This window comes from Mycobacterium paraintracellulare (assembly GCF_000276825.1).
GTDB classification, from domain to species: Bacteria; Actinomycetota; Actinomycetes; order Mycobacteriales; family Mycobacteriaceae; genus Mycobacterium; species Mycobacterium intracellulare.
The window spans coordinates 5,292,693-5,307,468 of the sequence record NC_016948.1 but is presented as its reverse complement, the minus strand read 5'-3'; the positions used below and the strand labels follow the sequence as shown (position 1 = coordinate 5,307,468).

At 69.1% G+C, this 14,776-nt stretch carries 17 protein-coding genes; 9 read left to right on the top strand and 8 right to left on the bottom strand.

What is annotated here, in order from left to right; genetic code table 11:
- Nucleotides 1-20: 20 nt before the first annotated feature.
- On the bottom strand, nt 21-851 hold the full coding sequence (locus OCQ_RS24685) for a tyrosine-protein phosphatase (protein WP_009956639.1): 831 nt from the start codon (nt 849-851) through the stop codon (nt 21-23).
- Complete coding sequence (locus OCQ_RS24680) at nt 844-2,064, bottom strand: acyl-CoA dehydrogenase family protein (protein ID WP_009956638.1); 1,221 nt, start codon at nt 2,062-2,064, stop codon at nt 844-846. The genes OCQ_RS24685 and OCQ_RS24680 overlap by 8 nt, the downstream gene beginning before the upstream one ends.
- A 120-nt stretch (nt 2,065-2,184) precedes the next feature.
- Between OCQ_RS24680 and OCQ_RS24675 the strand changes: the two genes are divergently transcribed.
- The 4 genes from OCQ_RS24675 (at nt 2,185) to OCQ_RS24660 (ending at nt 5,733) form a co-directional block, all read left to right on the top strand.
- Nucleotides 2,185-2,646 carry a nuclear transport factor 2 family protein gene (locus OCQ_RS24675; protein WP_014386056.1) on the top strand — a complete coding sequence of 154 codons (462 nt, stop codon included), beginning with the start codon at nt 2,185-2,187 and terminating at the stop codon, nt 2,644-2,646.
- Between the two features lie 244 nt (nt 2,647-2,890).
- On the top strand, nt 2,891-3,973 hold the full coding sequence (locus tag OCQ_RS24670; protein ID WP_026071122.1) for a Re/Si-specific NAD(P)(+) transhydrogenase subunit alpha: 1,083 nt from the start codon (nt 2,891-2,893) through the stop codon (nt 3,971-3,973).
- Nucleotides 3,974-3,982: 9 nt separating this feature from the next.
- Entirely contained in the window at nt 3,983-4,312 is a 330-nt protein-coding gene (locus OCQ_RS24665; protein ID WP_008262035.1) for an NAD(P) transhydrogenase subunit alpha, read from the top strand.
- Nucleotides 4,309-5,733 carry an NAD(P)(+) transhydrogenase (Re/Si-specific) subunit beta gene (locus OCQ_RS24660; protein ID WP_009956633.1) on the top strand — a complete coding sequence of 475 codons (1,425 nt, stop codon included), beginning with the start codon at nt 4,309-4,311 and terminating at the stop codon, nt 5,731-5,733. Before OCQ_RS24665 ends, OCQ_RS24660 begins: the two co-directional genes overlap by 4 nt.
- Nucleotides 5,734-5,757: 24 nt before the next feature.
- Here the strand turns inward: OCQ_RS24660 and OCQ_RS26700 are convergent, their stop codons facing one another.
- A complete protein-coding gene (locus OCQ_RS26700) occupies nt 5,758-5,883 on the bottom strand; it encodes a hypothetical protein (RefSeq protein WP_003874194.1) in 126 nt (41 codons plus the stop codon).
- Nucleotides 5,884-6,040: 157 nt separating this feature from the next.
- Between OCQ_RS26700 and OCQ_RS24655 the strand changes: the two genes are divergently transcribed.
- Nucleotides 6,041-6,676 carry a TetR/AcrR family transcriptional regulator gene (locus tag OCQ_RS24655; RefSeq protein ID WP_008262031.1) on the top strand — a complete coding sequence of 212 codons (636 nt, stop codon included), beginning with the start codon at nt 6,041-6,043 and terminating at the stop codon, nt 6,674-6,676.
- Here the strand turns inward: OCQ_RS24655 and OCQ_RS24650 are convergent.
- Nucleotides 6,673-7,563, bottom strand: coding sequence for an alpha/beta hydrolase (locus tag OCQ_RS24650; RefSeq protein WP_014386055.1), 891 nt, complete (start codon nt 7,561-7,563; stop codon nt 6,673-6,675). The genes OCQ_RS24655 and OCQ_RS24650 overlap by 4 nt on opposite strands.
- Before the next feature lie 109 nt (nt 7,564-7,672).
- Between OCQ_RS24650 and OCQ_RS24645 the strand changes: the two genes are divergently transcribed.
- From OCQ_RS24645 to OCQ_RS24635, 3 genes are read left to right on the top strand one after another with little or no spacing between them, the layout of a single operon-like run.
- A complete protein-coding gene (locus OCQ_RS24645) occupies nt 7,673-8,773 on the top strand; it encodes an NAD(P)H-dependent amine dehydrogenase family protein (RefSeq protein ID WP_014386054.1) in 1,101 nt (366 codons plus the stop codon).
- A gap of 16 nt (nt 8,774-8,789) precedes the next feature.
- Nucleotides 8,790-9,533: a glucose 1-dehydrogenase gene (locus tag OCQ_RS24640; protein ID WP_009956630.1), complete on the top strand. Its 744-nt coding sequence runs from the start codon at nt 8,790-8,792 to the stop codon at nt 9,531-9,533.
- 21 nt (nt 9,534-9,554) lie between these two features.
- On the top strand, nt 9,555-10,895 hold the full coding sequence (locus OCQ_RS24635; RefSeq protein ID WP_014386053.1) for an FAD-binding oxidoreductase: 1,341 nt from the start codon (nt 9,555-9,557) through the stop codon (nt 10,893-10,895).
- Nucleotides 10,896-10,967: 72 nt separating this feature from the next.
- Here OCQ_RS24635 and OCQ_RS24630 read toward each other — a convergent pair whose 3' ends face one another.
- The 4 genes from OCQ_RS24630 to OCQ_RS24615 all read right to left on the bottom strand — a co-directional run bounded on the left by OCQ_RS24630 (nt 10,968) and on the right by OCQ_RS24615 (nt 13,739).
- Complete coding sequence (locus OCQ_RS24630; RefSeq protein WP_009955708.1) at nt 10,968-11,516, bottom strand: TetR/AcrR family transcriptional regulator; 549 nt, start codon at nt 11,514-11,516, stop codon at nt 10,968-10,970.
- A 15-nt stretch (nt 11,517-11,531) separates the two neighbouring features.
- Nucleotides 11,532-12,353: a thioesterase family protein gene (locus OCQ_RS24625; RefSeq protein WP_014386052.1), complete on the bottom strand. Its 822-nt coding sequence runs from the start codon at nt 12,351-12,353 to the stop codon at nt 11,532-11,534.
- 18 nt (nt 12,354-12,371) lie between these two features.
- Nucleotides 12,372-13,190 (bottom strand): SMP-30/gluconolactonase/LRE family protein, encoded by an 819-nt coding sequence (locus OCQ_RS24620; RefSeq protein WP_014386051.1) that lies wholly within the window; start codon nt 13,188-13,190, stop codon nt 12,372-12,374.
- A 72-nt stretch (nt 13,191-13,262) separates the two neighbouring features.
- Nucleotides 13,263-13,739 carry an SRPBCC family protein gene (locus OCQ_RS24615; protein ID WP_014386050.1) on the bottom strand — a complete coding sequence of 159 codons (477 nt, stop codon included), beginning with the start codon at nt 13,737-13,739 and terminating at the stop codon, nt 13,263-13,265.
- A gap of 132 nt (nt 13,740-13,871) precedes the next feature.
- On the opposite strand from OCQ_RS24615, the gene OCQ_RS24610 reads away from it, so the two are divergent.
- Nucleotides 13,872-14,762 (top strand): acyl-CoA thioesterase, encoded by an 891-nt coding sequence (locus OCQ_RS24610; RefSeq protein ID WP_014386049.1) that lies wholly within the window; start codon nt 13,872-13,874, stop codon nt 14,760-14,762.
- Nucleotides 14,763-14,776: the final 14 nt, after the last annotated feature.

Genomic DNA, 14,776 nt, shown 5'->3' with positions numbered 1-14,776 from the left:
CTTCCCGAGTGGTCGGCGGGTCAGGCGAGCAGCGCCTCGCGCAGGCGCTCCACGTCTGACTCGCTGACGCTCGCGGCGCGCAAGTAGGCGTCCAGCGACCCGAATTCCTCGTCGATGGTTTGGCGCGCGGCGGCCAGGTAGACCTCGCGGACCCCGAGCACGCCGTCGGACAGCCGCGCCTCGGTCCAGGTCACCACCTCCGGGGTCAGCTCGGCGTCCTGGCGCTGCGCGATCATCGCGGAGATCTGCGCCCGCAGGGCGGGCGCGGCGTCGTTGCTGCGCAGGAAGTCGGCCAGGATGGTGTCGCGGTCGATGCCGATCGCCTCCAGCACGGTCGCCACCACGAAGCCGGTGCGGTCCTTACCGGCGAAGCAGTGCGTCAGCACCGAATGCCCGTCGGCCAGCAGCGAGATGACGCGGTGCAACGCCCGCTGCGCCCCGTTACGCGTTGGGAATTGGCGGTATTCGTCGATCATGTAGCGGGTGGCGGCCTCGTTGACCGACTGCTCCGATTCCTCGACGCCCTCGCCGGTGAGCAGGCGCTGGAAGGCGTGTTCGTGCGGCGCCGCGTCGTCGGTCCCGGCGTCCTGCTCGCCGAGATCGGGGAAGGGCAACAGGTGCACCTCGACGCCGTCGGGAACCAGCCCCGGCCCGCGCCGCGCGACCTCGCGGGCCGCCCGCAGATCGGCGACGTCGGTGATGCCCAGCCGGCTCAGCGTCGCGCGGCCGTCGTCGTCGAGCCCGCTCAGTTCGCCGGAGCGGAACAGCCGCCCGGGTTTGAGCGCCGGTGCGCCATCGGAGACGTCACGAAAGTTCCACGCGCCCGACAGTTCTCGCAACGCCTCAGTCATGCGCGGTGACCGCCGCGGCGAGCGCCGACTTCTCCCGGCCCAGCTCGGCGCGCGCGATGGTTCGCATGTGCACCTCGTCCGGGCCGTCGAAGATCCGCATGGCGCGGTGCCAGCCGTAGAGGCGGGCCAGCACCGTGTCGTCGCTGACGCCGGCAGCCCCGTGCACCTGGATGGCGCGGTCGATGACGTCGCAGGCCACCTGCGGGGCCACCGCCTTGATCTGGGAGACCAGCAGGTGCGCGGCCTTGTTGCCGTGCTGGTCGATGGTCCACGCCGCCTTCTCGCACAGCAGCCGTGCCTGGTCGATCTCGTTGCGGGACTTGGCAATTGACTCCCGAACCACGCCCTGCTCGGCCAGCGGGCGGCCGAACGCCACCCGCTTTTGGGCCCGGTCGGACATCAGGGCCAGGGCGCGCTCGGCCCCGCCGAGGGCGCGCATGCAGTGGTGGATGCGGCCCGGCCCGAGCCGGGCCTGGGCGATCGCGAAGCCGCCGCCCTCTTCGCCGAGCAGGTTGGTGGCCGGCACGCGCACGTTGTCGTAGACGATCTCGCAGTGGCCGTGCTGGTCCTGCCAGCCGAAGACCGGGGTGGAGCGCACCACCGTCACGCCGGGCGTGTCCATCGGCACCAACACCATCGACTGCTGCTGGTGGCTCGCGGCGTCGGGGTTGGTGCGGCCCATGACGATCAGGATCTTGCAGCGCGGGTCGGCCGCGCCCGACGTCCACCACTTGCGGCCGTTGATCACGTAGTCGGCGCCGTCGCGCACGATCGAGGTCTCGATGTTGCGGGCGTCGCTGCTGGCCACGGCCGGCTCCGTCATGGAGAAGGCGCTGCGGATCTCGCCGGCCAGCAACGGCTCCAGCCACTGCTTGCGCTGTTCCTCGGTGGCGAACAGGTGCAGCGTCTCCATGTTGCCGGTGTCGGGTGCCGCGCAGTTGAGTGCCTCGGGGGCGATCTCCAGGCTCCAGCCGGTGATCTCGGCCAGCGGCGCGTATTCGAGGTTGGTCAGGCCCGATTCGGCCGGCAGGAACAGGTTCCACAGGCCCTGCTGCTTGGCCTTGATCTTCAGTTCCTCCACGACGGGCGGAACCGTGTGGTCGCGCGGGCCGGCTTCGTGACGGAACTTGTCGTAGTCGGCCTCGGCAGGGAACACATACTCGGTCATGAAATCGGTCAGCCGCTTGTGGTAGTCGCTGGCCTTGGCCGACATCGCGAAGTCCATGCCCGTCACGATAGGTCACGCGCGACAAGGGGGCGCGAGCAGACGCAGAAGCACCGCGACACGCCGTTGAGGAGGTGCTCGGGTGTCTGTTCGCGGCAGGATTGGGGCGTGACCGAATCCCGCCCCCCGTTCCCGCCGTTCACGCGGGAGACCGCGCTGCAGAAGGTGCAGGCGGCCGAGGATGCCTGGAACACCCGCGACCCGCACCGCGTCAGCCTGGCGTACACGGTCGATTCGCGGTGGCGAAACCGCGGCGAGCACATCGTGGGCCGCGACGAGATCGTGGCGTTCCTGACCCGCAAGTGGCAGCGCGAACTGGATTACGCGCTGCGCAAGGTTCTTTGGGACTTCCACGACAACCGCATCGCGGTCCGCTTCCAATACGAGTGCCGCGACCAGTCGGGGCAGTGGTATCGCAGCTACGGCAACGAGCTGTGGGAGTTCGCCGAGTCGGGGCTGATGGCCCGCCGCGAAGCCAGCATCAACGACGTGCCGATCGACGAATCGCAGCGACGCATCTTCGGGCCCCGCCCGTCGTCCGAACACGCCCACGACATCCCGCTCTGGTAGCGGCGCGCAACAACGACGCCTTGTGACCTCACAACGGTGTGGCCGCTACTGCATCGGCATGCGGCGGCGAACCATCGACCGGGAGTCGATCGCCCGTCGGCGGGGTATCCCGCCCCGGGTGGCCCAGAGCCGATCACCCATCCATGGCGGAACCTGGTTAAGGTAGCGAAGCGCGCGGCCGAGCCAGCGCCACGCCCATCGGCACGGACAGTACGTAAGAGTACGGAAAGTAGATGTACGCGCCATGACAGATGCGCAGACGACGGTAGGAGTGGTCTCCGAGTCCGGGGCCGACGAGCGGCGGGTCGCGCTGGTGCCGAAGGCGGTGGCGTCGCTGGTGGGCAGCGGCGTGGCGGTCGTGGTCGAGTCCGGCGCGGGCGAACGGGCGCTGCTGCCCGACGCGCTCTACACCGAGGCCGGCGCCACCATCGGGGACGCGTGGGCCGCCGACGTCGTGGTCAAGGTCGCGCCGCCGACCGCGGACGAGGTCGGCAAGCTGCACAGCGGGCAGACGCTGATCGGCTTCCTGGCGCCGCGCAACGCCGAGAACTCGATCGGAGCTTTGAAGCAGGCGGGCGTGCAGGCGTTCGCGCTGGAGGCCATCCCGCGGATCTCGCGGGCGCAGGCGATGGACGCCTTGTCGTCGCAGGGCAACGTGGCCGGCTACAAGGCGGTGCTGCTGGCGGCCTCGGAGGCGACCCGGTTCTTCCCGATGCTGACGACGGCCGCCGGAACGGTGAAGCCGGCCACGGTGCTGGTGCTCGGGGTCGGGGTGGCCGGGCTGCAGGCGCTGGCGACGGCCAAGCGGCTCGGTGCCCGCACCACCGGTTACGACGTGCGGCCCGAGGTGGCCGATCAGGTGCGCTCGGTGGGCGCGCAGTGGCTCGACATCGGGATCGACGCGGCCGGTGAGGGCGGATACGCCCGCGAGCTGACCGACGAGGAGCGCGCGCAGCAGCAGCAGGCGCTGGAGAAGGCCATCAGCGGTTTCGACGTCGTGATCACCACGGCGCTGGTCCCGGGCCGGCCCGCGCCGCGGTTGGTGACCGCCGCGGCCGTGGAGGCGATGAAGCCCGGCAGCGTGGTGGTGGACCTGGCCGGCGAGACCGGCGGCAACTGCGAGCTCACCGAACCCGGCAAGACGGTCGTCAAGCACGACGTCACCATCGCGTCGCCGCTGAACCTGCCGGCGACGATGCCCGAGCACGCCTCCGAGCTCTACAGCAAGAACATCACCGCTTTGCTGGACTTGCTGCTCACCGACGGCAAGCTGGCGCCGGACTTCGACGACGAGGTCATCGCGGACTCCTGTGTGACGCGGGACTGAGAGGACTACATGTACGACGAACTGTTGGCCAACGTGGCGATCCTGGTGCTGTCCGGGTTCGTCGGGTTCGCGGTCATCTCCAAGGTGCCCAACACGCTGCACACGCCGCTGATGTCGGGCACCAACGCCATCCACGGCATCGTGGTGCTGGGCGCGCTTGTGGTGTTCGGCTCGGTCGAGCACCCCTCGCTGGCGGTGCAGATCATCCTGTTCGTGGCCGTCGTGTTCGGCACCCTGAACGTCATCGGCGGGTTCATCGTCACCGACCGGATGCTGGGCATGTTCAAGGGCAAGAAGAAACCGGTGCCCGCCGCGAGTGAGGAGCCGGCCGCCAAATGAACTACTTGGTCATCGGCCTGTACATCATTTCGTTCGCCCTGTTCATCTACGGCCTGATGGGCCTGACCGGGCCCAAAACCGCGGTGCGGGGCAACCTGATCGCCGCGGTGGGCATGGCGATCGCGGTGGCCGCGACGCTGGTCAAGATCCGCCACACCGACCAATGGGTGCTGATCATCGCCGGCCTGGTGGTGGGCGTGGTGCTCGGTGTCCCGCCGGCGCGCTACACCAAGATGACGGCGATGCCGCAGCTGGTGGCGTTCTTCAACGGCGTCGGCGGCGGCACCGTCGCGCTGATCGCGCTGTCGGAATTCATTGAGACGCAAGGCTTTTCGGCGTTCCAGCACGGTGAGTCGCCGACCGTGCACATCGTGGTGGCGTCGTTGTTCGCCGCGGTCATCGGCTCGATCTCGTTCTGGGGATCGATCATCGCGTTCGGCAAGCTGCAGGAGATCATCTCGGGCGCACCGATCGGTTTCGGCAGGGCCCAGCAGCCGGTCAACCTGCTGCTGCTGGTCGCCGCGGTGGCCGCGGCGGTGGTGGTCGGGGTGCACGCCCATCCCGGCACCGGCGGGGCGTCCCTGTGGTGGATGATCGGGCTGCTGGCCGCGGCCGGCGTGCTGGGCCTGATGGTGGTGCTGCCCATCGGCGGCGCCGACATGCCGGTCGTCATCTCGCTGCTCAACGCGATGACGGGGTTGTCTGCCGCGGCCGCCGGTCTGGCGCTGAACAACACCGCGATGATCGTGGCCGGCATGATCGTCGGCGCGTCCGGCTCGATCCTGACCAACCTGATGGCCAAGGCCATGAACCGCTCGATCCCCGCGATCGTCGCCGGCGGCTTCGGCGGCGGCGGGGTGGCCCCCAGTGGCGACGGCGGGGGAGACAAGACCGTCAAGGCCACCTCGGCCGCGGACGCCGCGATCCAGATGGCCTACGCCAACCAGGTGATCGTGGTGCCGGGCTACGGCCTGGCCGTCGCGCAGGCGCAGCACGCGGTGAAGGACATGGCGGCCCTGCTGGAGGACAAGGGCGTGGAGGTCAAATACGCCATCCACCCGGTCGCCGGCCGGATGCCCGGGCACATGAACGTGTTGCTGGCCGAGGCCGAGGTCGACTACGACGCCATGAAGGACATGGACGACATCAACGACGAGTTCGCGCGCACCGACGTCGCGATCGTCATCGGCGCCAACGACGTCACCAACCCGGCGGCCCGCAACGACGCGTCCAGCCCGATCTACGGCATGCCGATCCTCAACGTGGACAAGGCCAAGTCGGTGATCGTGCTGAAGCGATCGATGAACTCCGGGTTCGCGGGAATCGACAACCCGCTGTTCTACGGCGAGGGCACCAGCATGCTGTTCGGCGACGCGAAGAAGTCGGTGACCGAGGTCGCCGAGGAACTCAAAGCGCTGTAAAGACTGCGGTCCTCCGCGCCGGGGCTAAACGGGCGGGTAGGCCGGCGGCGGGTACCCGTTGCCGTCGGTGACACCGCGCAAGCCCCAGGTGAGGTACCGCATGAAGAACTCGATCTCGTCGCTTCCGTCGTAATCCGGGCTCGGATCCATCGGTCCCACCTCTCGAATCTCGTTCGAGGAGGAGTCTAGTCGCATGCCCGTCGACGTGACACCCGGCGTTTTTGCTTAAACTGTCCAACCAGTTGATTGATAGTTATTCTTGGCCGAACCGGGCCTGGCCTGCCCGTACCGACGATAGTGAGAACAGATGCCCACCGACAGCGTCACACCCAATGGGCAAACGCGGCGCGAAGAGCTGCTGGCCGTCGCCACCAAGCTGTTCGCGGCGCGCGGCTATCACGGCACCCGGATGGACGACGTGGCCGACGTGATCGGCCTGAACAAGGCGACCGTCTATCACTATTACGCCAGCAAGTCGCTGATTCTGTTCGACATCTACCGCCAGGCCGCCGAGGGCACGCTGGCCGCCGTGCATGACGACCCGTCCTGGACCGCGCGCGAGGCGCTCTACCAGTACACCGTCCGGCTGCTGACCGGCATCGCCAGCGATCCCGAGCGCGCCGCGGTGTACTTCCAGGAGCAGCCCTACATCACCGAGTGGTTCACCAGCGAGCAGGTCGCCGAGGTCCGCGAGAAGGAAGCGCAGGTCTACCACCACGTGCACGGCCTGATCGACCGCGGGATCGCCAGCGGCGAGTTCTACCAGTGCGATTCGCACGTGCTGGCGCTGGGCTACATCGGCATGACGCTGGGCAGCTATCGCTGGCTGCGGCCCAGCGGGCGGCGCTCCGCCAAGGAGATCGCGGCGGAGTTCAGCACGGCGCTGCTGCGCGGACTGATCCGCGACGAGGCGATCCGCACGACGTCTCCGCTGGGTCCTTAACCGCGCAGGTGCTTGTCGAGGAACGCGAGCTGGTCGGCGACCGCCCGCTCGAACGCGTCGTCGACATAGATCGCGAAATGGCACTCGGGATACAGCTTGACCTCGCCGCGGGGCGCTCTGGCCGCGTGGCGCAGCGTCGCCGCCGCGGGGGCCACCGAGTCGGCCTCGCACACGCAGAACAGGATCGGGCAATCGATCTTCGGTGTCAGGCGTCCCGGGCGATAGGTGAAGACCTGCAACGCGATTCGGGCGGCGACCTCGTTGCGTACGTCGGCGCCGTCGGGCACCAGCCGCAGGTAGCCCTCGTACGCGTCGGGCGTGTTCATCAACGCGACCTCGCCGGGCCGCCCCGCCGTCGCGACCATCACCGGTGGCCGGCCCCGCTTGCTCGCGAGCACGTCGCGCACCGCCCGCGCGGTGATGCGCGCGGTGATCAGCGGGTTGGTGATGGTGCGCGCGGACGCGATGCCGTCGGTGAAGGGGCACTGGGCGACGGCCGCGGCGATGCCCGGCAGCCGCGCCGCCGTCGCGATCACGTGACCGCCGGCAAAAGAGGTGCCCCACAACGCGATTCGGTCGGGATCGACACCCGGCAGGGTGCGCGCGTAGTCGACGGCCGCGGCCCAGTCGGCGAGCTGCATGCCGACGTCGAGGACCTGACGGGGCCGGCCCCCGCTGTCGCCGAAGTTGCGGTAGTCGAACACCAGGCACGCGTAGCCGGCCGCGCTGAAGCGTTCGGCGTAGGCGTCCAGGCGCATGCTCCGCACGGCGCCCAGGCCGTGGGCCATCACCAGCAGCGGCGCGGGGCCGTCGCCCGGCGGGCGGTAGAGCCAGGCGCTGATCAGGTCGTCGCCGGACGGGAACCGAAGGTCTTCGCGTGTGGTCATCAACGGTTGATTCTGCCCCCGCGGTCCACGGGCGTCCGCAGGTATGCGCGCCCAAATTAATGGACTAGTGTCTAGAAACGTTTTGAGCGCTCAACGGACGGAGACTGTCATGGCGATCCGCGTCGCGCACGTCGGTACCGGCAACGTCGGTGGGCTGGCCCTCGCCGAACTGATCACCAACCCGCAGTTCGAGCTGACCGGGGTGTGCGTCTCCACCCCGGAAAAGGTGGGTAAGGACGCGGGCGAGCTGTGCGGCGTCGGCCTGGACGCCGGCGTGGTGACGGGCGTCGCGGCCGTCGACGACCTGGACGCCATCATCGCCGCCAAGCCCGAGTGCGTCGTCTACTGCGCGATGGGCGACACCCGGCTGCCCGAGGCGATGGCCGACGTCATGCGCATCCTGGCCGCCGGCATCAACGTCGTCGGATCCTCGCCGGGGCTGCTGCAGTACCCGTGGGGCGTGATGCCCGACAAATACATCGCCCGCGTGGAAGACGCTGCCAAGCAAGGCAATTCAAGCATCTTCATCAGCGGCGTCGACCCCGGGTTCGCCAACGACCTGATCCCGTTCGCGCTCGCCGGGACGTGTCAGCGCATCGAGCAGGTGCGCTGCATGGAGATTCACGACTACGCGTCCTACAACGGCACCGAGGTCATGGACTACATGGGATTCGCCAAGCCCATGGACGAGATCCCGATGCTGCTGCAGCCGGGCATCCTCAGCATCGCCTGGGGCACCGCGATCCGTCAGCTGGCGGCCGGCCTGGGCATCGAGGTCGACGAGATCACCGAGTCCTACCAGCGCGAGCCCGCGCCCGAGGACTTCGACATCGCGGTCGGCCACGTCGCCAAGGGGACCGTGGCCGTGCTGCAGTTCGAGATCCGCGGCATGGTCAAGGGCCACCCCGCCATCGTCATCGAGCACGTCACCCGGCTGCGGCCCGACCTGCGCCCGGACCTGCCCCAGCCCGCCGCGGGCGACGGCTCGTACCGCGTCGAGATCACCGGCGAGCCCTCCTACGCGGTCGACATCATTCCCAGCAGCCGCAAGGGCGACCACAATCACGCCGCGATCGCGGGCGCCGCGGGCCGCGTCGTCAACGCCATCCCGGCGGTGATCGCGGCGCCCCCCGGCATCCGGACCACGCTCGACCTGCCGCTGGTCACCGGAAAAGGCCTTTACGCACCAAGCACTTTGGTGACCAGTTAATCGAAAGGAGACCCAGGTGGGTCGCGTTGACGGAAAAGTTGCACTGATCAGTGGCGCCGCCGGTGGGATGGGCGCCGAAGACGCGCGCCTGCTCGTCGAGGAGGGCGCCAAGGTTGTCATCGGCGACATCCTCGACGACCAGGGCAAGGCGCTGGCGGACGAGATCGGGGAATCCGCGCGCTATGTACACCTCGACGTCACCCAGCCCGACCAGTGGGAAGCCGCGGTCGCGACCGCGGTCGGCGAATTCGGCAAGCTCGACGTTTTGGTCAACAACGCCGGCACCGTCGCGCTCGGCCCGCTCAGGAGCTTCGATCTGGCCAAGTGGCAGAAGGTCATTGACGTCAATCTGACCGGAACATTCCTGGGCATGCGGGTGGCCGTCGACCCGATGATCGCGGCCGGCGGTGGCTCGATCATCAACGTGTCGTCGATCGAGGGCCTGCGCGGTGCGCCCATGGTGCACCCGTATGTCGCATCCAAGTGGGGAGTGCGGGGCCTGGCCAAGTCGGCCGCCCTGGAGCTGGCAAAGCACAACATCCGGGTCAACTCCATACACCCCGGCTTCATTCGCACCCCGATGACCAAGCACCTGCCCGAGGACATGGTGACCGTCCCGCTGGGCCGGCCCGGGCAAGTGCGGGAGGTCGCAACGTTCGTGCTGTTTTTGGCCAGCGACGAATCGTCGTATGCCACCGGCAGCGAGTTCGTCATGGACGGCGGCCTGATCACCGACGTGAACCACAAGGACTTGTTCTAGTGCGGTGCTATAACCGCAATCATGCTGCGTAGGCTGGCCGGCCTGGTCGGATCGAATCACGTCGTCACCGACCCCGACGTGCTGGCGGCGCGCAGCGTCGACCACACCGGCCGCTACCGCGGGCGGGCGAGCGCGCTGGTGCGGCCCGGCTCGCCCGAGCAGGTCGCCGAGGTGCTGCGGGTGTGCCGCGACGCGGGCGCGCACGTGACGGTGCAGGGCGGCCGGACCTCACTGGTGGCCGGCACCGTCCCCGCACACGACGACGTGTTGCTGTCCACCGAGCGGCTGCACGCCATCGGGGACGTCGACACCGTCGAGAGCCGCATCGAGGTCGGCGCCGGAGCCACCCTGGCCGCGGTGCAACGGGCCGCGGCCGCGGCCAATCTCGTGTTCGGCGTGGACCTGTCCGCCCGCGACACGGCGACCGTCGGCGGCATGGCGTCGACCAACGCCGGCGGCCTGCGCACCGTCCGGTACGGCAACATGGGTGAGCAGGTGATCGGCGTCCAGGTCGCGCTGCCCGACGGCTCGCTGCTGCGCCGCCATAGCCGGGTGCGCCGGGACAACACCGGCTATGACCTTCCGGCGCTGTTCGTGGGCGCCGAGGGCACGCTGGGCGTCATCACCGGGCTGGATCTGCGGCTGCACGCCATCCCCCCGCACCGGGTGACGGCCATCTGCGGATTCGCCGACCTCGACGCGCTGGTTTCCGCCGGCCGGATCTTCCGCGACGTGGACGGCATCGCGGCCCTGGAATTGATCGACGGCCGGGCCGCCGCGCTGACCCGCGAGCATCGCGGCGTGGGGGCCCCGGTCACCGGGGACTGGCTGCTGCTGGTGGAGCTGGCCGCCGATCACGACCAGACCGAGCGCCTCGCCGGGCTGCTCGAGAACGTGCCGATGTGCGGTGAACCGGCGGTGGGCGTGGATCTTGCCGCGCAGCAACGGTTGTGGCAGGTGCGCGAATCACTCGCCGAGGTGCTCGGCGTGTACGGCCCGCCGCTGAAGTTCGACGTGTCGCTGCCGTTGTCGGCGATCAGCGAATTCGAAAGGCACGCCGTCGAATTGGTCAGCACGCACGCCCCCGGGGCGGTGCCGGTGCTGTTCGGGCATATCGGCGAGGGCAACCTGCACCTGAACGTATTGCGTTGCCCGGGCGAGCAAGAGCGGCACCTCTACGAGCCGATGATGGACCTCATCGCCCGCTGTGGCGGCAACGTCAGCTCCGAGCACGGCGTCGGCAGCCGCAAGCGGCCCTACCTCGCGATGTCACGCGAGCCCGCGGACATCGCCGCGATGCGCACGCTCAAGGCGGCGCTGGACCCGACCGGCTATCTCAACGCCGCGGTGCTGTTCGAGTAGCGCGCCTTCGCGAGCCCCTCGTTACCGACGCTGCTACTCGGGAAACGCGCTGCCAGTTACAGTTTCGCGGGGCTAGGACGAGCCCTTGATCCCGACCGCGTGGCGCAGCTGCGCCAGGAACTGGTCGGCGTCGTCGCTGCGCACGATGTAGTGCGAGATCGCGATCCGGATCACCGTCGCCGCCTTCACCGCGGAGTTGGGCCCGGGCAGGTGCCGCTGCAAGCCCTCGCGCATCTGCGGGATCACCCACGAGAACTGGGCGATGGTGTGCTCGGGCTCGACGTCGACCATGCGCACGCCGGAGTACGAATGCTGGTAATCGACGATGAACCGCAGCACGGCGTCGAGCTTGTCCACGCCCTTGAGACCCGCGGTGGCCTTCACGAGGCCGCTTTCGAAGATCTGTCGCTCGTAGGCCGAAAACGCCGACAGCAACTCCTCTTTGGAAGCGAACCAGCGGTACAGCGTCGGGCGGGAGACGCCCGCCTGGGTGGCCACGTCGGACAGGCTCAGCTTGGTCTTGCCGTTGCGGCCGAGCACCTCGGCGGTGGCCGCCAGAATGCGCTGACGGGTCGAGGTGTCAGTGTCGGCGATCGTCGTCGCCCGGATCGGGTGGCTCATGTTTTCGCCTCCACGTTAGGCCCGAGGCGGGCGCCGGCGCACCAGCACCGACTGCTGGATGGCGCCGACCGCGCCCTGTTCGTCGAACAATGTGCCGATCGTCGTCCCGATCCCGTCCGGCCCGTAACTGGTTTCCGCCCTGATCCCGATCCAATCACCATCGGGGACACGAAACACGTGCACGGCCAGATCGGTGTTGAGGAAGGTCCATTTGGTGATGTCCAGCTTGCTGCCGATGCCGTTGGCGCAGTCGGCGACCGCGAACAGCCGTTCCAGCTGGGTCATGGGCTCGCCGTTGACCAGATCGACGGTCGGGTTGATCCACGATTCGCCCGGGCCTTCGCTCAGCGGCTCGGTCAGCCACAGCCACTCGAGGCTGTGCACGTAGTTGCGGTCCCAGTCCTTGGCCTTGAGGTTGCGGTCGTAGGCCTCGGCCCTCGGCCGGGGCAGGGGAGCCGCGGCGTGCGCGAGCTCCTCGGTGTCCTGGTGCTGCAACCGCCAACCGGTGGCGCGCGCCACCGGCCGGGGAGCGCCGTCGGGACCCGGCGCCAGCATCTCGGCGCTGACGAGTTCGATCTGCTTGCCGGGCCGTTGCACCTGCGAGCGGACCCACAGGTCGCCCTCGGCCGGCACCCCGCCCAGCAGGTCGATCACGACCCGGGACAGGCGGGTGTCATCGCGCTGTTCGCAGCGCTCCAGCGCCCGGACCAGCAGCCCCGACACCGGACCACCGTGCTGGATCGCCGCCGACCAGGTGCCGCGCGCCAGGTCGGTCGCCCGGAACTTCTCGCCCGGCGCGTCGGCCGGGTCGATCAGCTCGTAGTAGGCGTCGGTCATCGTCAACCTCTTCGGGGGTCAGGGCAGGCCGGCGCCGGGAGTGGTCACCGTGACGGCGTCCAGCCGGGAAAGCCGGGTGCCGGCCAGGCGCTGAGGATAGGCGTCCGTGCTCGACAACAGAAACAGGGTGCGGCGCTGCGGGCCGCCGAGGGCGCAGGCGATGGCGACCCGGTCGCCCATGTCGATCCGGTCGGTCACGTCCCCGCCCGCCACGATCCGCTCGAACTGGTGGGCCAGGGTCATCGACGTCCACACCCCGCCCTCGGCGTCGAGCGCGATGCCGTCGGGCGGCCCGTCCAGGCCGTCGGCGAAGATCCGGCGGTCGGTCAGCCCACCGTCGCCGCCGATCGAAAACGCGGTCAGCCGCCGCCCGGTCGACTCGGCGACGATCAGCGTCTTGCGGTCCGGGGTGATCACCATCCCGTTGGGGAAGTCGAGATCCTCGGCTACGACGGTCGCGCTGTCGTCGGGGTCGAGGCGGACGATGACGCCGCCGCGCAGCGCCTGGCATCCGATGTAGGCGCGGCCCACGTCGTCGATGACCATGTCACCGAGGTTGGCCGGCGCCACGTCGGCGAGATCGGCGATGGTGGCGACGCTTTCGCCGTCGTAGCGCAGCACCCGCCGGTCCTCGGTCGACGCGATCAGCAGCGAGCCGTCGGGACGGAAACCCAAGCCCGACGGCGAGTGCCCGGGCAACGGCAGCGTGGTCAGCGAGCCCCCCATGGTCGAGGTGTGGACCGCCTCGCCTAGCATGTCGGAGAACCACAGCAGGCCCTCGAACCAGCGCGGCCCCTCGCCGAAGCAGAACCCGTTGGCCAGCGGCTCGGGGATCATCCGCTCATGCCTTTGGCCAACCTTCCGCTTTACAAAACACCGAAAAAGTGTCACGCACCGCGGGTACCGGTGTCAATCTGCCGACCGGGCGAGTTCTCGTGCGACGGCCTCGTGGTAGGCGTCGATCTTCGCCGGGTTGGCCTGGATGAAGAGCTGATCGGGCAGGGGCGCGTGCTTGTACGCCTCGATCGTCATGGTCCGGGAGAACAGCGTGACGTCCTGGCCCGGCCGGGTGAAGTGGTACGACACGGTGATCCTGCCCTCCATGCCGCCGTTCCCGTCGCGGCCATGGCCCAGGCGGCCGATCGAGGTGAACACGAACAGCGTCGGCCGCACGGCGGCGGCCAGCTGCCAGCGGAAGATCCGGTCGCCGTCGGGCCCTGCTTCCTCCCAGGTGTCACCCACCTTGAGGGGTAGGTCGGGCAACCCGCCGATGTGCGCGCTGCCGGGGTAGGTCTTGGTCCAGTTCAACGGGTTGGTGACGAAGTCGTAGACGGTCTCGGCGGACTGCGTGAACGCGGTCTCCGAAGTGGTGGTCACGATGCCCAATGGCGTTGCCTCCCTGCGCTTTTCGTCGGCGGGCTGGTCCGCCGGGCCGCGGTCTTGTTAGCCAAGCTTTACAAATCCTACTCAAAGTGTCACGCTGAGCCCTGAGCTGCTAGCGCGAGAGGTGGAGCGGATTTGACGAAAGCTTCCGAGGAGTCTCAGCAGACCGAGTGGACGGTGCAAGGCCTGCTGGATCTGTTTGACGTGCAGGCCGACGGGCAGGACCGGTTCACCGGCGAGACCGGCATCGCCGGCGGCGACGAACGTCAGGTGGTGGAGGGCACCCAGGTGCTCGCCCAGGCGATTGTCGCGGTGGCCAAACGATTCCCGGACAAGTCGGTGCGCTCGGCGCACGCCGTGTTCTCCCGAGCCGTGACCGTCGGCCCGCCGATCGAGCTGATCCTCGACGTCGTGGCCGAGGGCCGGTCCACCGCCACCGCCGTCGTGGCCGTGCACCAGAACGGCCGCCGGTGCCTGAGCATCACGGTGCTGGCCGACGTCCCCACCGCCGACGTCATCCGTCACCACCTGCCGCGCCCCGAGGTGGCCGCGCCGGCCGACGCCAACCCCTCAGCGATGCCGATGGTCGGCCGCGAGCTGCGCCTGGTGGACGTCGTCGACGTCAACAGCCCCGACGAGGTCGGCCCGCCGGAGCTCTACGCGTGGCTGCACTACGACCCCATCCCGACCCGCGACGACCTGGCCAAGGCGCTGCTGGCGTACTTCACCGGTCACCTGGGGATCTCCACCACCATGCGCGCGCACGAGGGCATCGGCACCGCCCAGGCGCACCTGACCGTGTCCACCGCGCCGATGAGCATCTCGGTCGCCTTCCACGAGCCGGCGCGCTGGAGCGGCTGGCTCCTCTACACCCATGAGAGCACCCAGGTGGGCGCGGGCATGTCGTACGTGCGCGGCACCGTGCACGCCGAGGAGGGGGAGCTGCTGGCGTCGTTCTCCCAGGAGGCGCTGATCCGCCCGCTGCGGACCAGCGACACCGCGATCGATTCCCGCGCGCGCTTCTGACGGCTGGAAAGTCA

Excerpts from the sequence above, each read along its gene's own strand:
- OCQ_RS24685 (WP_009956639.1), bottom strand. The coding sequence starts at position 851 with ATGACTGAGGCGTTGCGAGAACTGTCGGGCGCGTGGAACTTTCGTGAC.
- OCQ_RS24680 (WP_009956638.1), bottom strand. The coding sequence starts at position 2,064 with ATGTCGGCCAAGGCCAGCGACTACCACAAGCGGCTGACCGATTTCATG.
- OCQ_RS24670 (WP_026071122.1), top strand. The coding sequence starts at position 2,891 with ATGACAGATGCGCAGACGACGGTAGGAGTGGTCTCCGAGTCCGGGGCC.
- OCQ_RS24665 (WP_008262035.1), top strand. The coding sequence starts at position 3,983 with ATGTACGACGAACTGTTGGCCAACGTGGCGATCCTGGTGCTGTCCGGG.
- OCQ_RS24660 (WP_009956633.1), top strand. The coding sequence starts at position 4,309 with ATGAACTACTTGGTCATCGGCCTGTACATCATTTCGTTCGCCCTGTTC.
- OCQ_RS26700 (WP_003874194.1), bottom strand. The coding sequence starts at position 5,883 with ATGGATCCGAGCCCGGATTACGACGGAAGCGACGAGATCGAGTTCTTC.
- OCQ_RS24655 (WP_008262031.1), top strand. The coding sequence starts at position 6,041 with ATGCCCACCGACAGCGTCACACCCAATGGGCAAACGCGGCGCGAAGAG.
- OCQ_RS24650 (WP_014386055.1), bottom strand. The coding sequence starts at position 7,563 with ATGACCACACGCGAAGACCTTCGGTTCCCGTCCGGCGACGACCTGATC.
- OCQ_RS24645 (WP_014386054.1), top strand. The coding sequence starts at position 7,673 with ATGGCGATCCGCGTCGCGCACGTCGGTACCGGCAACGTCGGTGGGCTG.
- OCQ_RS24635 (WP_014386053.1), top strand. The coding sequence starts at position 9,555 with ATGCTGCGTAGGCTGGCCGGCCTGGTCGGATCGAATCACGTCGTCACC.
- OCQ_RS24630 (WP_009955708.1), bottom strand. The coding sequence starts at position 11,516 with ATGAGCCACCCGATCCGGGCGACGACGATCGCCGACACTGACACCTCG.
- OCQ_RS24625 (WP_014386052.1), bottom strand. The coding sequence starts at position 12,353 with ATGACCGACGCCTACTACGAGCTGATCGACCCGGCCGACGCGCCGGGC.
- OCQ_RS24620 (WP_014386051.1), bottom strand. The coding sequence starts at position 13,190 with ATGATCCCCGAGCCGCTGGCCAACGGGTTCTGCTTCGGCGAGGGGCCG.